The organism is Streptomonospora nanhaiensis, assembly GCF_026642255.1.
Taxonomy (GTDB): domain Bacteria; phylum Actinomycetota; class Actinomycetes; order Streptosporangiales; family Streptosporangiaceae; genus Nocardiopsis; species Nocardiopsis tropica.
Window position 1 is genome coordinate 5868860 of record NZ_CP113264.1, and the last position, 19384, is coordinate 5888243.

Here is a 19384-nt window from a genome sequence, read left to right on the forward strand (position 1 = left end):
GCCGGTGACCGTCCTCGGGACCCCGGTCAGCCGGGCGGTCGCAGCACGGCGAACGCGTCGGTGATCTCCAATCCCCGTGTGCGGAAGCGGAAGAGGGCCGCGGGGCGCCCGCCCGAGCGTCCGGAGGGCACGGAGCGGCCGGTCTCCTCGATCTGCCCGCGCCGCAGCAGGACCCGGCGCAGGTTGGTGGCCGCCACGTCGTGCCCGAGGGCCGCCCGGTAGTAGCCCGACAGCTCCGACATCGTGAACTCGGGCGGGGCGAGCGCGAACCCGACATTGGTGTAGCTGAGCTTGGCGCGCAGCCGGTGGTGGCCGGAGCGGACGATGGACGCGTGGTCGAACGCCATCGGGGGCAGGAGCGCGGCGGGGTGCCAGCCGGTGTCGGCCGGCACGACCGGGTCGATGTTCGCGGGCACGAGCCCGAGGTAGGCCGTGGCCAGGGTGCGGCGCTGGGGGTGGCGGCCGGGGTCGCTGCGCGTCTCCAGCTGCTCCAGGTGGGAGAGGTCGCGCACGTCCACCTTCTGGGCGAGCTGGCGCCGGATGGAGGCGCCGAGGCTCTCACCCGCCCCGAGCCGCCCGCCGGGAAGGGCCCACTCCCCCTCGCACGGGGGGAGGGCCCTGCGCCACAGGAGGACGCACAGTTCTCCCGAGCGGATCTGGAGGACGACGGCGAGCGCCTCGTGCGCCGACAGCACCGCGTGGTCCGCCTCGCCGCAGACGGAGGCCCTGACCTGTCCGTTTGCTTCCGGGTTGTCCACCCTGTCCCTTCCGTTCCTCGTCATGTTAAGCTGCACCAGGTTTGTGCCTGACAGACGAAAACCTGTTCATCCGCATCGACCTCTCACGGCACGGAGTCCGTACGACGTGCCCACAGCCCCAAGGAAGTAGTTGGACATGGCACCGGTCACCGCCACGGCGGACACCATGACCAGGCAGGAATGGGCCACCGAGGTCCGCCGCCTGGCAGAGGAGCGCGACGCTGTCATCCTCGCGCACAACTACCAGCGCCCGGAAATCCAGGACGTGGCGCACTACACCGGTGACTCCCTCGCGCTGTCCCGCCTGGCCGCCACCGTGGACGCCGGGACCATCGTCTTCTGCGGCGTGCACTTCATGGCCGAGACCGCGAAGATCCTCGCCCCGGAGAAGACCGTCCTCCTCCCGGACCCCGCCGCGGGATGCTCGCTCGCCGACACCGTCACCGCCGCGGACGTGCGCGCCTGGAAGGCCGAGCACCCCGACGCGGTCGTCGTCGCGTACGTCAACACCACCGCGGCGGTCAAGGCCGAGACGGACATCTGCTGCACGTCCTCCAACGCCGCCGACGTCATCCGGTCCATCCCGGAGGACCGCGAGATCCTGTTCCTCCCGGACCAGTTCCTCGGCGCCCACGTCAAAAGGGTCACCGGTCGCGAGAACATCCACATCTGGATGGGCGAGTGCCACGTGCACGCGGGGATCGACGGCCACACCCTGCGCGAGCGGGTCGCCGCCGAACCCGACGCCGAGGTGTACGTCCACCCCGAGTGCGGCTGCGCCACCTCCGCCCTCTACCTCGTGGGCAGCGGCGCCGTCCCCCAGGAGCGCGTGAAGGTCCTCTCCACCGGCGGCATGCTGACCGCGGCCGAGAACACCACCGCCAAGAAGGTGCTGATCGCGACCGAGACCGGCATGCTGCACCAGCTGCGCGGGGTCAACCCGACCACCGAGTTCGAGGCGGTCAACTCCCGCGCCGAGTGCCACTACATGAAGATGATCGACGCCGACAAGCTGCTCGGCTCCCTCCGCCACGGCACCACGGAGATCACGGTCGACGCAGACACGGCCGAGCGCGCACGGCGCTCCGTCGAGCGCATGGTCGCGATCGGCTCGCCCTCCCGGGGCGGCGAGTAGCACCGGCCCCGCCCCTCTCCGGCCGGCCGGGTCCGGGCCGCCCCTGCGGCCGCTCCCGGCCGGCCACGGAAATTCGGGTAACAGAACTCTTACCTTCGGGACACAGCTGTCTCTTTATCTCCACGCCGCTCCCCTCCCCTCGCTACCGTCACGGTTGAGCGGGGGAGAATCGTGACCAGAGATGGCGAAACAGGCGAACCAGCACGGACGGCGATCGAGGCGCTCTACGACGCCTTCGCCCCACCCCTGTACAGGTACGCCTGGGCGCTCCTGGGAGACGATCCGGAGCAGGTCTCCGATGCCGTGCACGACGGGCTGGTGGCGGGCGTCGTCCTCGACGCGCGCCGCTCCGACCCCGCCGACCGGGGCCCCTGGCTGTACGCCCTGGTCCGCTCCGCCTGCCAGCGGCGCGGCCTGGCCCACGTCAGCCCCTACACCGGCCTGGCCACGGTGCCCGCCGAGGCCCCGGTCGCCCGCATGTTCGCCGGGCTGCCCGCCAGCCACCGCGAACTGGTCGAACTGCACCTGCGGCACGCGCTGCCCACCTCGGCGACCGCCCGCGTCCTGGGCCTGGACCCCGCGATCTGCGGTGAGCTGACCCGCTCCGCGATCCGCCGCGCGGCCGAGTGCCTGGCGGAGGCGACCGGCGGATCCGCCCTCGCCGACCGGGGGGAGGCCCCTCCCGAGGGGGCCCGGGCCGGGGAGGCCCTGCCCGATGCCCCCGGGGGGATCGGCTCCCCCGGCTCCGCGGCGTGGCGCGCCCAGGTCCACGAGGTCTCCTCCGCCCTCGCGCTGCTGCGCCCGCCCGGTCCGCCGCCCGGCCTCCGCGAGCGGGTGCTCCTCACCTGCCTCGACCCCGGGTCCTCCGGCGTCCGCGACCGGATCGCCGCCCAGATGCACCCGCTCACCGGCGAGGGCTACCCCCTGCACCGGTCCCGCGTGCCGGGAGAGCCCGAAGAGGTCCCGGAGGCCTTCGAGCCCGGCCCCGAACCCCTCCCCCGGGCCCTGCCCGGAGACCGCCTGACCACCGCGGACCACCCGGCGCACGAGGAGGGGGCGACCCCGCTCCCCGGTCCGCGCCCGGAACAGGACGACGAGGGGGCGCGGCGCCGCCGGGCCGACCACCGCCGCTGGTCGCTGCCCGCCGTCTCCGGCCTGGCCACGGTCGCGGTGGCGGTCTCCCTGTGGGCGTGGGCGAGTGCCGTGGGCGGCCCCTCCACGATGATCGGCACGGCCCCCGCCGAGGCCGAACGCGGTCCCGGCGCCTCGGACGTGGAGACCGCCTCGACTGCCTCCGACGCCAAACCCGAGGCCGGCCCCACCGGCCCGGACTCCGAGCCGACCGCTCCGGCCTCCCCCGAGGTCCCGGGGAAGCCCGGGGACGACGCTCCCGGGGAGGAGGCCTCCGGGGAGGGCACACCGGACGGGGGCGCCGCGCCCGCGCCGTCGGCCGGGGAGCAGAGCCCGCCCGCCGACGGCGGACCGGACGACGACCCCGACGGCTCGGACAGGGACGGCTCCGGGGACGACGACGCCCCCGGCGACCCGTCCGAGGAGGACGGGTCCGACGACGGGGGCGGTGGCGGTGGTCTGTTCGACGGGCTGCTGGGGCTGCTCTTCGGCGGTGGCTGACGCCGGGGCGCCCCGACCTCCCGCGCGGCCGTCGCGGCCGGACGTCTACGCGGGTGTCAGAAGGCGACGAGGAGGTGCTCGGCCGCGGTCCGCAGCCGCCGCTCGACCTCGTCGACGTCGCGCCGCCCCTTGAGGACCTCGACCAGCTCGAAGATCCACACGCTGGTGAGCGAGCCGACCAGGACGTACCCGGCGCCGGTCCGGTCGACCCCGGCGGCGGGGTCCTCCCCCGGCGGGGCGGTTCCGGCGCCCTCCAGGTTGCCGGTGGCCACCCGCCACACCAGGTCGGAGATGCGCACGTCCAGCTCGATCTTGACCTCGGCCATGATGAGCGACCGGATGAGCGCGTCGGCGAGCTCGGGCTCGCGCATCAGCCCGCGGGTGGCGCGCAGCAGGACGTCGACGGCGCGCTCGGCCGGGGAGTCGGCCGTGGGCGGCCGGCGGACGATCCCGCCCTCCAACAGGTCGAGCTCCTCGGTGACCACGGCGACCACGAGGTCCATCTTGGAGGGGAAGTACCTGTACAGGGTGCCGAGGGCGACCCCGGCCCGCTCGGCGACCGACCGCATCTGCATGGCCTCGACGCCACCGCGCACGGCGAGCGCGGCCGCCGTCTGCACGATGCGCTTTCGGCGCTGGGTCTGACTTCGCGACATGGTTCCGCTCGGCGCCTGCACCGCCACAGGATCTCTCCCATTCGTCGTCAGTCCGCGCGCTGCCCGCTCGCCACGGCGCTGAGGGCCAGGACTCGGCCGAGGCTCCTGTGAACCCCGACCGCACGAGAACACGTTATCCAACGGTTTCCCTCCCGCGCAGTTCTTCACGCCCATGATCCACACCTCATCGCACGACGTAGCAGTAGCAATACGAAGAGGACGCCAGGCTTTTCGGATATCCCGTCCAAGCTTTATAGAATATGTTCTATTTAGGGGGCTCGCTTGGCCCCCGCCCCCTATGCCCCACCCGGCCCCCTCCGGCCGCGGCCCCGGAACGACCACATCCTAGAATCGAACCGGATTCGGTTTCTAGTGAGAGGTCGCCCCCATGCCTGACGTGCCCCCCGTCGAGGACCTCGGGGACGGGGTGTGGAGCCTTCCGGTGCCCATCCCCGGCAACCCCCTCGGCTTCACCTACGTCTACGTCCTGACCGGCCCGGCCGGCCCCGTCCTCGTCGACACCGGCTGGGACCACGACGAGTCGTGGGAGGCGCTCGTCCAGGGCCTCGGGCGGACCGGGCACGCGGTGGAGGAGGTCCGGGGAGCGGTCCTCACCCACTTCCACCCCGACCACTCCGGCCTGGCCGGCCGCCTTCGCGAGGCCTCCGACGCCTGGATCGCCATGCACCCGGCCGACATCGCCGTGACCGAACACCTGGGCTCCGTCCCCGCGGAGACCCGCCGCGCCTCGATCGCCGACCAGCTGCGCCGCTCGGGCTTCCCCGACGAGGACGTCCGGACCCTCCTGGACGGACCGCGGCCGTTCACGCCCTCCGCCGTGCCCGACCTCGCCCTGGAGGACGGCGCCGCCGTCGACCTCCCCGGCCGCGACCTGCGCGCGGTGTGGACCCCCGGCCACACCCCCGGACACCTGTGCCTGCACCTGGCCGACGGCGGCAGGCTGTTCACGGGGGACCACGTCCTGCCCCGCATCACCCCGCACGTGGGCCGGTTCCCGCTCCTGTCCGACACGGGCGACCCCCTCGGCGCCTTCCTCGACTCCCAGGCGCGCATGGGAAGGCTCCCCGACGCCGACCGGCTGGTGTGCCTTCCCTCACACGAGAGCCGCTTCACCGGACTCACCGCCCGCTCGGAGGAGATCACCGCCCACCACGAGCAGCGCCTGGACGAGATGGCCGCGCTCCTCTCCGAGGGTCCCGCCACGCTGTGGGAGGTCACCTCCCGCCTCGCGTGGAAGCGGCCCTGGACCGGCATGCGCGTCCAGGCACGCCACATGGCCGCCGCCGAGACCGCCGCCCACCTGCGGCTCCTCGAAGCGCGCGGTCTCGCACACCGTTCCGAGAAGGACGGCCTGCCACGCTGGGTCGCCGTCGCCCCGGCACGGCGCCCGGCATAGGATCCCTTACCAACCGGCCCGACGCCGCCGCCGACCCAACTGCCGAGTAACATATGGGGCGCTCATGCCCGTCACCGGCGAACACGCGCGTCCGCGACGGCGACCACCCCGCCCACACACCGGCGGCACGCAGCGGCGAGCGGGCCAGCGACCCAACGAAGAGGTGGACTCTTGACCCAGCCGGGCAACAACACGGGACCGGGCCCACGGCCGTCCGCCGAGCGCCCCCTCCGCGTCGCCCTGCTGTCCTACCGCAGCAAGCAGCACGTGGGAGGACAGGGCGTGTACGTCCGCCACCTGTCACGGGAGCTGGCCGCCCTGGGCCACGAGGTCACCGTCTTCTCCGGCCAGCCCTACCCGGTCCTGGACGAGGGCGTCACCCTGGAGAAGATCCCCTCCCTGGACCTCTACAACGACGCCAACCCGTTCGTCGCCCCGCCCGTGCGCGAATGGCGCGACTGGATCGACGTCCTGGAGGTCGCCACCATGTGGACCGCCGGATTCCCCGAACCCCTCACGTACTCCCTGCGCGCCAACCGCGAACTGCGCCGGCGGCTGGACGAGTTCGACGTCGTCCACGACAACCAGACACTGGGCTGGGGCCTGCTCGGCATCAAGTCCGCCGGCCTCCCCCTGGTCACCACCATCCACCACCCCATCAGCGTGGACCGCAGGATCGAACTGGAGGAGGCCAAGGGCCTCCAGAAGCTCTCCAAGCGCCGCTGGTACGGGTTCGTGGGGATGCAGGCCCGGGTCGCCCGCAGACTCGACCCCATCCTCGTCCCCTCCCGGTCCTCGGCGGAGGACATCGCCAGGGAGTTCGGGGTCGACCCCGCGGCCATGGAGGTCACCCCCCTCGGCGTGGACACCCGCTACTTCCACCCGCGCCCCGAGCTGGAGCGCGTCCCCGGCCGCATCGTGTGCACGGCCAGCGCCGACAGCCCGCTCAAGGGCGTGGCGGTCCTCCTGCGCGCCGTGTCCAAGCTCGCCACCGAACGCGACGTCTCCCTGACCGTCGTGAGCCGTCCCCGGCCGGGCGGCCCCACCGACCGGCTGGTGGACGAGCTGAGCCTGCGCGACCGTGTCGAGTTCGTCAGCGGCATCGACGACACGGAGCTGGCCGAGCTGATCGCGAGCGCCCAGGTCGCCGTCGTCCCGTCCTTCTACGAGGGCTTCTCCCTGCCCGCCGTGGAGGCCATGGCCTGCGGCACCCCCCTGGTCGCCAGCCACGCCGGGGCGCTGCCCGAGGTCGTGGGAACCGACGGCGACGCCGGACGGCTCGTCCCCCCGGGAGACCCGGAGGTCCTGGCGGACGCGATCGCCGCCCTGCTCGACGACGGCGCCGAGCGCGGGCGCATGGGCGCCGCCGCCTGGCAGCGCGTCCAGGAGCGCTTCACCTGGCGTGCGGTCGCCGAGCTGACCGCGCGGAGGTACGCCTCCACCATCGACCTCGTCAGGGGCGGCCGCCCCGCCGACGACACCCGTCCCGCGCCCGCGCGGGCCCGCGCGAACGGCGCCTGACCCGGCGGGCCGCGCGCACCACCACCCGCGTCCGCACCACCTAGGGAGCCTCCACTGATCACCGTCGACTTCAACCTGTTCCCCGTCGGACCGGGCGACCGCGTTCTCGACCTGGGCTGCGGCGGCGGCCGGCACGCCTTCGAGGCCTACCGCCGCGGGGCCGACGTCGTGGCCTTCGACCAGAACGTCGGCGACCTCGCCGAGGTCGAGACGATGTTCGCGGCGATGCGCCACGAGGGGGAGGCCCCCGAGGAGGCCAGTGCCGAGACCGTCAAGGGCGACGCCCTCGACATGCCCTTCGACGACGACAGCTTCGACCGGGTGGTCGCTGCCGAGATCTTCGAGCACATCCCGCACGACACCGCCGGGATGAAGGAGCTGTTCCGGGTGCTGAGACCGGGCGGGATCGCCGCGGTGACGGTTCCGAGCTTCCTGCCCGAACGCCTCTGCTGGGCCCTCTCGGAGCAGTACCACACCAACGAGGGCGGGCACATCCGCATCTACACGCGCGCCGAGCTGGAGGCCAAGCTCAAGGCCACCGGGTTCGAGATCGGCCCGCACCACCACGCGCACGCCCTGCACGCACCGTACTGGTGGATCAAGTGCGCGGTGGGCACGGACAACGACGACCACCCCCTCGCCAAGGCCTACCACGACATGCTGGTGTGGGACATGCTCCAGGCCCCGAAGGTGACCCGGATCGCCGAACGCCTCCTCAACCCGGTCATCGGCAAGAGCGTGGTCGTGTACGTGCGCAAGCCGCACGCCGCCTGATGGCCACCCCGCCCGCCACCGCACCCGCCCCGGAAGGGACCCTGCGCCTGCCCGGCGTGCTCAGCACCGAGCAGCTGCACCGCTCCGCCCACTACCTGGCGCGGAGCCAGGAGGAGGACGGCGCGATCCCCTGGTTCCCCGGGGGCCACACCGACGTGTGGGACCACGTGGAGTGCGCCATGGCGCTGACCGTCACCGGGCTGAGCGTGCCCGAGCACGGTGAGGCCGCGAGACGCGCCTACCTGTGGCTGGAGCGGACCCGCCACCCGGAGGGCGGCTGGCCCGCCAAGTTCCGGCAGGGCGTACCGGTCACGGAACTGCGCGAGGCCAACCACGCCGCCTACCCCGCGGTGGGCCTGTTCCACCACCTGCTCGTCACCGGCGACACCGGGTTCGCCGAACGGACCTGGCCCGTGGTCGAGAGCGGCCTGGAGTTCGTCCTCGGGCTGCGCGGCGAGCACGGCGAGATCCTGTGGGCGCGCTCGGAGGACGGTTCGCCGGGCGACCACGCCCTGCTGACGGTGTGCGCGAGCGTGCACCACGCCCTCCGGTGCGGCGTCGCCCTGGGCGCGCGGCTGGGCCGGGACCGGCCCGAGTGGTCGGCCGCGGCCGACCGGCTGGCGACGCTGATCAACGAGCGGGAGGACCTGTTCTCCGACCGCAGCAGGTTCTCCATGGACTGGTTCTACCCCGTCCTGGGCGGGGCCGTCCGCGGCGCCGCCGCCAAGGAGCGCATCGGGGAGCGCTGGGACACCTTCGTCATGCCGGGGCTGGGGGTGCGCTGCGTGAGCGACCAGCCGTGGGTGACCGCGGCCGAGTCGTCGGAGCTGGTGCTCACCCTGGCCGCCGTGGGTGACGTCGAGGGGGGCGTCCGCGTCATGCGGGACGTGCAGCACCTGCGCGACCCCGACGACGGGGTCTACTGGACCGGCTACCAGTTCGCCGAGCAGGTGCGCTGGCCCGTGGAGCGCAGCACGTGGACGTCGGCCGCCGTGATCCTGGCGGTGGACGCCCTCACCGGGACCACGCCGGGGTCCCGGGTGTTCCTGCACACCTGGGACGAGGAGCCCGCGGTCCGGTAGCGGAACCGCGCCCGGCCCGCGTCCGCGTACGGACGGGGAGGGCGGCACGGGACAGCCCCGGCGGTGGATACCGCCGGGGCTGTGCCTGTTCCGGGCCTCCGCTCCGCTAGGGGATGCCCCACTCCTCCGACCGGCGCGTCTCCTCGCCCCCGCCCGGCGGCGGGACCTCGCCCCCGCCGCCCGGGTCCGGCTGCTCCGGGATCCCCGGCTGCTCCGGGTCCGTCGGCACCTCGGGCTGCTCCGGGATCCCCGGCTCCTCCGGGTCCGTCGGCACCTCGGGGACGGCGGGCTGCTCCGGCTGCTCCTCGCCCTGCGAAGGAGCCTCCGGCTCCTGGGTGGACGGGTCCGGGGCCCAGTACTGCGTGGATCCGGAGAAGGCCGGCTCCGGGAACTGGACCACCTCGCGCCCCTCCATCGCCCTGCGCATGTAGTCGCGCCAGATGGGCGCGGCCACACCGCCACCGGAGATGTCGTACCCGGGGATGCTGAAGCTCTGGTTGTTCTGGTTGTACACGCCCACGGCCGTGGACAGCTGCGACGTGTACCCGACGAACCAGGCCGCGACGCTGTTGTCGGTGGTACCGGTCTTGCCCGCCGCCGGGTGTGTGTAGAAGTTGGCGGACGAACCCGTGCCCCCCTCGATCACCTGCCGGAGCGCATGGGTGACGTCGGCCGCGGTGGACTCCTCCAACGCCCGGGAGCTCTCGACCTCGGGGCGCAGATCCTCGCCCTCGGTGTCGATGATCTCCTTGACCACGTGCGCCTCGACGTGCTCCCCGCCGTTGGCGAAGGTCGCGTACCCGCTGGCCTGGTCGACCGGGCGGACCGTGGAGACGCCCAGGGCCATGGTGGGCACGAGCTGGTTGTCGAGGATGCTCCCGTCGGGGAGCCCCGCCGCGTAGGCGGTGTCCCGGACGTTCTCGTAGCCGGTCTCCATCGTCAGCTCGATGTAGCCGAGGTTGTTGGAGACCCGGGTGGCCTGGACCAGGTCCATGGGGCCGCCCGGCGCGTTGCCGGCGTTCTGGATCGTGGAGCCGGCGATGCTGCGCGGGCCGCTGCCGTTCACGATGCTGCGGAGGCTGTACCCCTCCTCCAGCGCGGTGGCCAGCACGTAGGGCTTGAACGCCGATCCGGCCTGCGCCCCGCCCAGGAGCGCGCTGTCGTACTGGTTCTCGTAGTAGTCGTGGCCGCCGTAGAAGGCCAGGACCTCGCCCGTGGCCGGGTCGATCGTGGTCAGGCCGACGTTGACGCCCTCGGGCAGGACCTCCGGGGGGATCGACGCCTCGACCGTCTCGTAGGCGGCGTCCATCAGCTCCTCGTCGAAGGTCGTGACGATGGAGTAGCCCTGGCGGTTGATCTGGTCCTCGGTGTAGCCGAGTTCGGCCATCTCCCGCATCACGGCCTCGTACATGTACCCCCGGTACCCGCTGAGGTCGGTGCCCTCCAGGGGCTTCTCCGGCTCAGGGGCGGGGAACTCCATCGCGTCGGCCTCCGCCTGGGTGATGGCCTCCGTGGTGACCAGGCCGTTGACGACGTAGCGCCAGCGCTGCTCCATCTCGGGGGTGGTCTCCACGTCGGCCTCGCCGAACGGCGTCGGCTGCTGGATCGCCGCGGCCAGGAACGCCGCCTCCTCGGGCGTGAGCTCGTCGACGTCCTTGTGGTAGTACGCCTGGGCCGCCGCCTGGATGCCGTACGCGTTGCGTCCGAAGTAGATGGTGTTGAGGTACTGCTCCATCACCCACTCCTTGGACTCGCTCTGGTCGACCTTGATGGAGATGATGATCTCCTGGATCTTCCGGGAGACCGTCTGCTCCAGTGACACGCCCTCGTAGTAGTTGCGGACCATCTGCTGGGTGATCGTGGAGCCGCCCTGGACCTGCTGCCCGGTGACGGTGGACCACACGGCCCGCGTCGTCCCCCGGATCGAGACCCCGGGCTCCTCCCAGAAGCCGCGGTCCTCGGCGGAGATGACGGCCTCCACGATGTGGTCGCCGCCGGCCACCATCTCGTCATAGGTGACGGGTTCGCGGTCGGTGCCCCGGTACGCGAACTCCGTCTCGCCGTCGGCGAAGTAGAAGGTCGACCCCTGTTCGAGCGCGTCGGCCTTGGCCGCGTCGGGCACCTCCACCGTGGTGTAGAAGAACGCGAACACGGCGGCGCCGAGGACCACGAACAGGCCCGTGACGATGAGGAAGACCCGGAGGATCCGCCACCACAGGGGCTTCTTGGCCTTCTTGGCCTTGGCCGCCTTCGGGTCTCCCGGACCCTTGGGGCCGCCAGGTCCCGTACCGCCGGGCCCAGCGGGGCCCTTGGGGCCCCCGGGACCGTTGGAACCGCCCTTGCCGCCCGAACCGTGCGCGGCCGAGGCCCCGGTGGGTTCCTGGCTGCCGGACCGTCCCCCGGGCGTCTCGCCCGGGGCGCCGGCGGCGGTTCCGGCGGCACCCGCGGCGCCGAGTGCGCCGACGCCCGCCGAAGCGGAGGACCCGCGCGTGCCCTGGTCCCCCTCACCCGCACCGGACTCGTCGGTCACGTAGTCCGAGAGGCGGCGCGGCGCGGGCCAGAGCGCGGCGGTCTCGGCGGCGGAGGACTCGTCGATCCTCTCCGCCTCGGCCTTGTCCGGAGCGACGGCTCCGGGCGCCGGGAGCTCGTCCCCGTACAGGGGCGCCGACTCCGCGGCGGACACGCGGTCCGCGGGCCACGAAGCGCGGGGGCCGGGGTCCCCGGCGACGACCACGGCGTCGGCGGACTCCCCGCCGTCGGCCCCGGCCGCACTGTCGGTCGCGCCGTCGGCCGCGTCCTGCGGCACGGGGAAGGCCTCGGTCCTCGGGGTGGGACCCTCCTCCGCGTCTTCCTGGGCGGCCTCGGAGGACACGGTGCGAACGTCCCGGGAAGTGGGGGCCTCCCCGGCGTCGACCGCGTCATCCGTCTCCGGCGCGTCCTCGCCCGAGGCGTCGACCGCGTGCGCGGTACCCTCGCCCGGGGACGACGGGCTCCGGTCGGAGCCGTCTTCGCCTGTCCCGGCGGACGAGGACCCCTCCATCAGGTCGGGATCGTCGTAACCCTGCTCGGCGAGGGTCTGCGCGACCCGCTCCCGGAAGAACGTGCCGCTGGTCTTGAAGGTGATCGGGCTGATGAACTCCGGCTCCGGCTGCTCGCCCGTTCCGCTCTGCGCCTCGTCGGCGTCGTCGGGGGACTCGGTCTCGCCACCCCGTGCGGCGGGCGCGCCACTCTCAGAAATGTTCTTGCTGGACAGCTCTTCGGCAGAGGTGTCTTTTACTTCCGGCGTGTGCTTCTCGGGACGCTGTCCATCCGCCCCGCCTTCGCCGTGTGTGCTCTCGCTCAGCTCCCCGCCCCCATGGCAAATCACGTCCGGCACCGTGCCGTCCTTGTGTTTGACGCGCGAGTGCCCCTGATCGTTCAGTTCGAGTCAGGACTGAAGCGGTAATGAGGGGAATAACGCCACCATCGCTCCGCCCTCCACGCAACGATACCCGCCCGTAACCAGGTCGAGGTCGAATCCGTTACGGCGCTGTCACTTCTTACCGAGGGCTTACCCTCGCCAAGCGTGTTTCGGGTCAGTTGTTGAATGCCTCACTTTCTCATGTCCGCGACAGTTCCGCGCACTCCGGGAACCACGCCACCTCCGCGGCGCGGGCGGTGTCCCCGGAGCACACCCCCGTACGGGGCACGGGAGAGCGGTCAGGCGACGCGTTCGAGGACGCGCATCGACCCGAGGGCGCGCACCTCCTCGAACGTTCCGGACTCCAGCGCCCTGAGGTAGATGTTGTGCGGCGGACGTCCGCCGTCCGCGGGGTCGGGGAACACGTCGTGGATGACGAGGGCCCCGCCCACGGCGACGTGGGGGCTCCAGCCGGCGTAGTCGTTCTGCGCGGCCTCCTCGCTGTGCCCGCCGTCGATGAAGACCATCCCGAGCGGGGTCCCCCACACGGCGGCGACCTCGGAGGACCGGCCGACGACCGCGATGACCTCGTCGTCCAGGCCGGCGCGGGTGATCGTGCGGCGGAAGTGCGGAAGGGTGTCGAACCTGCCGGTCTGCGCGTCCACGAGCGAGGCGTCGTGGTACTCCCAGCCCTCCTGGTGCTCCTCCGAGCCCCTGTGGTGGTCCACCGTCAGGACCTTCGTGCCCGTGGCACGTGCGGCCGCTCCGAGGAAGATCGTGGACTTGCCGCAGTACGTGCCGATCTCCACGACGGGGCCGACGGCGGAGTACCGGACCGCCGTCTCGAAGAGGAGCGTGCCCTCGTCGGTGGGCATGAAGCCCTTGGCTTCCTCTGCGGCGGCCAGGAGGTCCGCGGGGATCGTCTTCGTCATACGTGAATTCTCCCACCGACCGAAACGAGCACCGTCCCCCTACCGGCCAGAAACACAGAAGAACACAGAGACCCGCCCTTCTCCGACGACTGCGGGTTCCGGAAACACCGGGTTCTAGAAACACTCTTTTCACAAACGCACAAGCATGCGCGCAAAAAAGGAGGGGGCCGCCCACAAGGCAACCCCCTCCCCTACAAAAAACCGTGGCAGCGACCTACTCTCCCACCCCACCACAGGGCAGTACCATCAGCGCAAGGAGACTTAACGACCGGGTTCGGAAAGAGACCGGGTGTGACCCTCCAGCAATAACCACCACGGAAACCAACAACCCACCAGACCCACACCCCACACCACAACCCAGTGCAAGGGGATCACAGCGAGCCGAAACTCCGTGAAAAGTGTGCGCGAACATCCAATTATCTGCAGCGGACAAGCCCTCGGCCTATTAGTACCGGTCAGCTCCACCCCTCACAGGGCTTCCACACCCGGCCTATCAACCCCGTCGTCTACAGGGAGCCTTACCCTCTCAAAGGAGGCAGGAGACCTCATCTCGAAGCAAGCTTCCCGCTTAGATGCTTTCAGCGGTTATCCCTCCCGAACGTAGCCAACCAGCCATGCCCTTGGCAGGACAACTGGCACACCAGAGGTTCGTCCGTCCCGGTCCTCTCGTACTAGGGACAGCCCTTCTCAAGTCTCCAACGCGCACAGCGGATAGGGACCGAACTGTCTCACGACGTTCTAAACCCAGCTCGCGTGCCGCTTTAATGGGCGAACAGCCCAACCCTTGGGACCAACTCCAGCCCCAGGATGCGACGAGCCGACATCGAGGTGCCAAACCATCCCGTCGATATGGACTCTTGGGGAAGATCAGCCTGTTATCCCCGGGGTACCTTTTAGCCGTTGAGCGACACCGCTTCCACACGCCGGTGCCGGATCACTAGTCCCAGCTTTCGCTCCTGCTCGACACGTCCGTCTCACAGTCAAGCTCCCTTGTGCACTTACACTCAACACCTGATTACCAACCAGGCTGAGGGAACCTTTGGGCGCCTCCGTTACTCTTTGGGAGGCAACCGCCCCAGTTAAACTACCCACCAGACACTGTCCCCGAACCGGATCACGGTCCAAGGTTAGATGCCCGAAACAGTCAGAGTGGTATTTCACCAACGCCTCCACCGCCACTAGCGTGACAGCTTCACCGGCTCCCACCTATCCTACACAAACCATCCCAAACACCAATGTCAAGCTATAGTGAAGGTCCCGGGGTCTTTCCGTCCTGCTGCGCGAAACGAGCATCTTTACTCGTAGTGCAATTTCACCGGGCCCATGGTTGAGACAGTGGGGAAGTCGTTACGCCATTCGTGCAGGTCGGAACTTACCCGACAAGGAATTTCGCTACCTTAGGATGGTTATAGTTACCACCGCCGTTTACTGGCGCTTAGATTCCCAGCTTCGCAGGAGCGAACTCCCACTAACCGGTCCTCTTAACGTTCCAGCACCGGGCAGGCGTCAGTCCGTATACAGCGTCTTACGACTTCGCACGGACCTGTGTTTTTAATAAACAGTCGCTTCCCCCCGCTATCTGCGACCCCACCCAGCTCAGACCGCAAAGGCCATCACCAGACAGGGCTCCCCTTCTCCCGAAGTTACGGGGACAATTTGCCGAGTTCCTTAACCATGGTTCACCCGAACGCCTCGGTATTCTCTACCTGACCACCTGCGTCGGTTTAGGGTACTGGCCACACACGAACTCGCTAGAGGCTTTTCTCGACAGCATGGGATCACTCACTTCACCGAAAACGGCTCGGCATCACGTCTCAGCCTCAACAGGGGGCGGATTTGCCAACCCCCCAGCCTACACGCTTACCCCCGGACAACCACCGCCGGGTAGAGCTACCCTCCTGCGTCACCCCATCACTTACCTACTACAAGCTCGGATCCCAGACCGGTCCAGAGGCAGTTCCCGAAGGAACCACCAAGAACCAGCGTGGTTAGCATCACCTGATTCGATACTGGGCGCTCGTGCACGGGTACGGGAATATCAACCCGTTATCCATCGACTACGCCTGTCGGCCTCGCCTTAGGTCCAGACTCACCCTGGGCGGATTAACCTGCCCCAGGAACCCTTAGTCAATCGGCGGCAACGTTTCTCACGTTGCTTTCGCTACTCATGCCTGCATTCTCACTCGCACACCCTCCACCACACGATCACTCGGCAGCTTCACCGGATGCACGACGCTCCCCTACCACACCAACACAAGGTTGGCATCCACAGCTTCGGCGGTGTGCTTAAGCCCCGCTACATTATCGGCGCAGAACCACTTGACCAGTGAGCTATTACGCACTCTTTAAAGGATGGCTGCTTCTAAGCCAACCTCCTGGTTGTCTCAGCAACTCCACAACCTTTCCCACTTAGCACACGCTTAGGGGCCTTAGCTGATGATCTGGGCTGTTTCCCTCTCGACTACGAAGCTTATCCCCCGCAGTCTCACTGCCGCGCTTCACTTAACCGGCATTCGGAGTTTGTCTGACGTCAGTAACCTTGTAGGGCCCATCAGCCAAACAGTAGCTCTACCTCCAGCAAGAAACACGCGACGCTGCACCTAAATGCATTTCGGGGAGAACCAGCTATCACGGAGTTTGATTGGCCTTTCACCCCTACCCACACCTCATCCCCCAGGTTTTCAACCCTGGTGGGTTCGGGCCTCCACGAGGTCTTACCCCCGCTTCACCCTGGACATGGGTAGATCACTCCGCTTCGGGTCCACAGCATGCGACTCAAACGCCCTATTCAGACTCGGTTTCCCTACGGCTACCCCACCCGGGTTAACCTCGCCACACACCATGACTCGCAGGCTCATTCTTCAAAAGGCACGCCATCACCAAAGACAAGCTTCAGCTCTGACGGCTTGACAGCACACGGTTTCAGGTACTATTTCACGACCCCTCACCGGGGCACTTTTCACCTTTCCCTCACGGTACTAGTGCACTATCGGTCATCAGGACGTATTTTGGCTTAGCAGGTGGTCCTGCCAGATTCACACGGAATTTCTCGGGCTCCGCGCTACTCGGGAGAACACCAACGCCTAGACTCTTCCTTCACCTACGGGACTCTCACCCACTACGGTTCCGCTTCCCAACGGATTCAGCTAAAAGAATCACTCAGCGCTCCACGTCGGCAGACCTGGAAAGGTGCATCCCACAACCCCGCACACGCAACGACTGCCGTCTATCACACGCGCACGGTTTAGCCTCTTCCCCGTTCGCTCACCACTACTAGGGGAATCACTGTTGTTTACTCTTCCTACGGGTACTGAGATGTTTCACTTCCCCGCGTCACCACCAACTACCCTATACATTCAGGTAGCGGCAACCCGACACAACTCGGGCTAGGTTTCCCCATTCGGACACCCACGGATCAAAGCTCGGTTGACAGCTCCCCGTGGCCTATCGCGGCCTCCCGCGTCCTTCATCGGCGCCTGATGCCAAGGCATCCACCGTGTGCCACTATCACTTGGCCACTACAGATAACAAGATGCTCGCGCACACTATTCACAAGTCAAAACACCAACCACAATCCCCACTACCTCACACCGGGAAACAAACCCCGAGAGTTCGCAGAGGTGGTCCGCGGGAAACAAACCGACCACCCGCCCCCACAAGGAGAGCCAGATGGTCGAGGTTGCTTCCTCAGACACCCAACAGCGCGCCCCCCGACGCTTCTAGTCGCCGGAGGCAAAGCCTGATTCTCTTACAGCCACTCCCGATCAGCAGGCTCACCCCCGAGGGGGAGGCCGGCGCTGCCGGGTCCACTTACGAGTCCGACCAGCCATAGGAAGAGCTGGTCTTCAAAGACTCCTTAGAAAGGAGGTGATCCAGCCGCACCTTCCGGTACGGCTACCTTGTTACGACTTCGTCCCAATCGCCAGCCCCACCTTCACTCATTCCCTCCCCGAAGGGTTAGGCCACAAGTTTCGGGTGTTGCCGACTTTCATGACGTGACGGGCGGTGTGTACAAGGCCCGGGAACGTATTCACCGCGGCGTTGCTGATCCGCGATTACTAGCGACTCCACCTTCATGGGGTCGAGTTGCAGACCCCAATCCGAACTGAGACCGGCTTTTAGGGATTCGCTCCACCTTGCGGTCTCGCACGCCCATTGTACCGGCCATTGTAGCATGTTTGCAGCCCAAGACATAAGGGGCATGATGACTTGACGTCGTCCCCACCTTCCTCCGAGTTGACCCCGGCAGTCTCCTATGAGTCCCCACCATGACGTGCTGGCAACATAGAATAGGGGTTGCGCTCGTTGCGGGACTTAACCCAACATCTCACGACACGAGCTGACGACAGCCATGCACCACCTGTCACCCACCAACTAAATGACCCTGTATCTCTACAGGTCCACGGGCGATGTCAAACCTTGGTAAGGTTCTTCGCGTTGCGTCGAATTAAGCAACATGCTCCGCCGCTTGTGCGGGCCCCCGTCAATTCCTTTGAGTTTTAGCCTTGCGGCCGTACTCCCCAGGCGGGGCGCTTAATGCGTTAGCTGCGGCGCGGAAACCGTGGAAAGTCCCCACACCTAGCGCCCAACGTTTACGGCATGGACTACCAGGGTATCTAATCCTGTTCGCTCCCCATGCTTTCGCTCCTCAGCGTCAGGTAAGGCCCAGAGACCCGCCTTCGCCACCGGTGTTCCTCCTGATATCTGCGCATTTCACCGCTACACCAGGAATTCCAGTCTCCCCTACCTACCTCTAGCATGCCCGTATCCACTGCAGAACCGGAGTTAAGCCCCGGTCTTTCACAGCAGACGTGACACGCCGCCTACGAGCTCTTTACGCCCAATAATTCCGGACAACGCTCGGACCCTACGTATTACCGCGGCTGCTGGCACGTAGTTAGCCGGTCCTTATTCCCCACCTACCGTCAACCCCCAGAGAACTGGGAGCCTGCGTTGGTGGTAAAAGAGGTTTACAACCCGAAGGCCGTCATCCCCCACGCGGCGTCGCTGCGTCAGGCTTTCGCCCATTGCGCAATATTCCCCACTGCTGCCTCCCGCAGGAGTCTGGGCCGTGTCTCAGTCCCAGTGTGGCCGGTCGCCCTCTCAGGCCGGCTACCCGTAATCGCCTTGGTAGGCCGTTACCCCACCAACAAGCTGATAGGCCGCGAGCCCATCCCCGACCGAAAAACTTTCCACACACCGCCATGAGGCGGTGTGTCGTATCCGGTATTAGACGGCGTTTCCACCGCTTATCCCGGAGTCGGGGGCAGGTTGCTCACGTGTTACTCACCCGTTCGCCGCTCGTGTACCCCGAAGGGCCTTACCGCTCGACTTGCATGTGTTAAGCACGCCGCCAGCGTTCGTCCTGAGCCAGGATCAAACTCTCCATAAAGGTCATACCATCCGTCCCGGCGACCGTGAGGTCGGCCTGGGGCGGATAAACCTAGAAGTAATCCTGACCAACCAGGTTGCCCTGGTTAATCAAAGGAACCCTTCACACCGAACCACTGTTCGGGTGACGGGGCCAAAACAAACATGGCTTAAAGAAAATCAAACACGCGCTGTTGAGTTCTCAAGAAACAACCGCCCTTCCCGTACAAGCGCCAGCCGTTCCGGCCGTCTGCTCTTCCGTGGAAGGCGTCTGCGTTTCCGCTTTGTTGTGTCTTTACTTTATCAGGTGTTCCGCGCCTCGCCAAATCGGCGGTTTTTCGCATTTGCGCTTCCGAACCCTGAGGTTTTTCTGCGCACCTGATCGGGATAAAGAACCCGGTTTTCCCTCTTTCGAGGCAACTCCCTGAGCCTACACGCTCCGAGCACATGCTCGGACCAAGGCACTCAGGAGGAGGATTGTCAGATCGCGGCCCGGTTCCGAGTGATCCGAAGAAGGATCCTCGCCGTCCCGCAGCGACTCGATCGAGTGTAGGCAACTACCCCGGCGGCGTCAAACCGGCCCGCGTCCGGGGGGAACCCGATGTCCACGAGCGTTCCGCGTCGGCCGGCCCCCTCGGGCCCGCCCGCTGGTCCGCGCCTGCCGGACCACCCGATCCTCGCGATCGTGTGTCTGTCACGGCTTGCTT

Annotated in this window: 10 protein-coding genes and 3 rRNA genes; 6 read left to right on the forward strand and 7 right to left on the reverse strand. The window is 68.1% G+C overall.

Going from position 1 to position 19384, the window contains the following annotated elements:
• Window positions 1-26: 26 nt before the first annotated feature.
• On the reverse strand, window positions 27-758 hold the full coding sequence (locus OUQ99_RS25285) for an NUDIX hydrolase (RefSeq protein ID WP_431061535.1): 732 nt from the start codon (window positions 756-758) through the stop codon (window positions 27-29).
• A 136-nt stretch (window positions 759-894) separates the two neighbouring features.
• On the opposite strand from OUQ99_RS25285, the gene nadA reads away from it, so the two are divergent.
• Entirely contained in the window at window positions 895-1893 is a 999-nt protein-coding gene (nadA, locus tag OUQ99_RS25290) for a quinolinate synthase NadA (protein ID WP_267946285.1), read from the forward strand.
• Between the two features lie 171 nt (window positions 1894-2064).
• The gene (locus tag OUQ99_RS25295) at window positions 2065-3525 is read left to right on the forward strand and encodes a sigma-70 family RNA polymerase sigma factor (RefSeq protein ID WP_267946286.1); all 1461 of its coding nucleotides are present in this window, start codon (window positions 2065-2067) and stop codon (window positions 3523-3525) included.
• Window positions 3526-3581: 56 nt separating this feature from the next.
• Here the strand turns inward: OUQ99_RS25295 and OUQ99_RS25300 are convergent, their stop codons facing one another.
• Window positions 3582-4208 (reverse strand): TetR family transcriptional regulator, encoded by a 627-nt coding sequence (locus tag OUQ99_RS25300; RefSeq protein ID WP_267946287.1) that lies wholly within the window; start codon window positions 4206-4208, stop codon window positions 3582-3584.
• Between the two features lie 361 nt (window positions 4209-4569).
• Between OUQ99_RS25300 and OUQ99_RS25305 the strand changes: the two genes are divergently transcribed.
• The 4 genes from OUQ99_RS25305 (at window position 4570) to OUQ99_RS25320 (ending at window position 8975) form a co-directional block, all read left to right on the forward strand.
• The gene (locus OUQ99_RS25305; RefSeq protein WP_267946288.1) at window positions 4570-5598 is read left to right on the forward strand and encodes an MBL fold metallo-hydrolase; all 1029 of its coding nucleotides are present in this window, start codon (window positions 4570-4572) and stop codon (window positions 5596-5598) included.
• A gap of 171 nt (window positions 5599-5769) precedes the next feature.
• Window positions 5770-7119 (forward strand): glycosyltransferase family 4 protein, encoded by a 1350-nt coding sequence (locus tag OUQ99_RS25310; RefSeq protein ID WP_267946289.1) that lies wholly within the window; start codon window positions 5770-5772, stop codon window positions 7117-7119.
• Window positions 7120-7173: 54 nt separating this feature from the next.
• Complete coding sequence (locus tag OUQ99_RS25315) at window positions 7174-7893, forward strand: class I SAM-dependent methyltransferase (RefSeq protein WP_267950491.1); 720 nt, start codon at window positions 7174-7176, stop codon at window positions 7891-7893.
• Window positions 7893-8975 (forward strand): prenyltransferase, encoded by a 1083-nt coding sequence (locus OUQ99_RS25320; protein ID WP_267946290.1) that lies wholly within the window; start codon window positions 7893-7895, stop codon window positions 8973-8975. Before OUQ99_RS25315 ends, OUQ99_RS25320 begins: the two co-directional genes overlap by 1 nt.
• Window positions 8976-9081: 106 nt before the next feature.
• Here OUQ99_RS25320 and OUQ99_RS25325 read toward each other — a convergent pair whose 3' ends face one another.
• The 5 genes from OUQ99_RS25325 to OUQ99_RS25345 all read right to left on the reverse strand — a co-directional run bounded on the left by OUQ99_RS25325 (window position 9082) and on the right by OUQ99_RS25345 (window position 18699).
• Window positions 9082-12351, reverse strand: a complete 3270-nt coding sequence (locus OUQ99_RS25325) for a transglycosylase domain-containing protein (RefSeq protein ID WP_267946291.1) — start codon at window positions 12349-12351, stop codon at window positions 9082-9084.
• A gap of 323 nt (window positions 12352-12674) precedes the next feature.
• The gene (locus OUQ99_RS25330) at window positions 12675-13307 is read right to left on the reverse strand and encodes a class I SAM-dependent methyltransferase (RefSeq protein ID WP_267946292.1); all 633 of its coding nucleotides are present in this window, start codon (window positions 13305-13307) and stop codon (window positions 12675-12677) included.
• A gap of 201 nt (window positions 13308-13508) precedes the next feature.
• Window positions 13509-13624 (reverse strand): 5S ribosomal RNA (gene rrf / locus OUQ99_RS25335).
• A 107-nt stretch (window positions 13625-13731) separates the two neighbouring features.
• Window positions 13732-16825 (reverse strand): 23S ribosomal RNA (locus OUQ99_RS25340).
• 342 nt (window positions 16826-17167) lie between these two features.
• Window positions 17168-18699, reverse strand: a 16S ribosomal RNA gene (locus OUQ99_RS25345).
• Together the 16S, 23S and 5S rRNA genes form the textbook arrangement of a ribosomal RNA operon.
• Window positions 18700-19384: the final 685 nt, after the last annotated feature.

Bases quoted from the DNA above. Each gene is read 5' to 3' on its own strand.
- nadA (WP_267946285.1), top strand. From the start codon at position 895: ATGGCACCGGTCACCGCCACGGCGGACACCATGACCAGGCAGGAATGG.
- OUQ99_RS25305 (WP_267946288.1), top strand. From the start codon at position 4,570: ATGCCTGACGTGCCCCCCGTCGAGGACCTCGGGGACGGGGTGTGGAGC.
- OUQ99_RS25320 (WP_267946290.1), top strand. From the start codon at position 7,893: ATGGCCACCCCGCCCGCCACCGCACCCGCCCCGGAAGGGACCCTGCGC.
- OUQ99_RS25330 (WP_267946292.1), bottom strand. From the start codon at position 13,307: ATGACGAAGACGATCCCCGCGGACCTCCTGGCCGCCGCAGAGGAAGCC.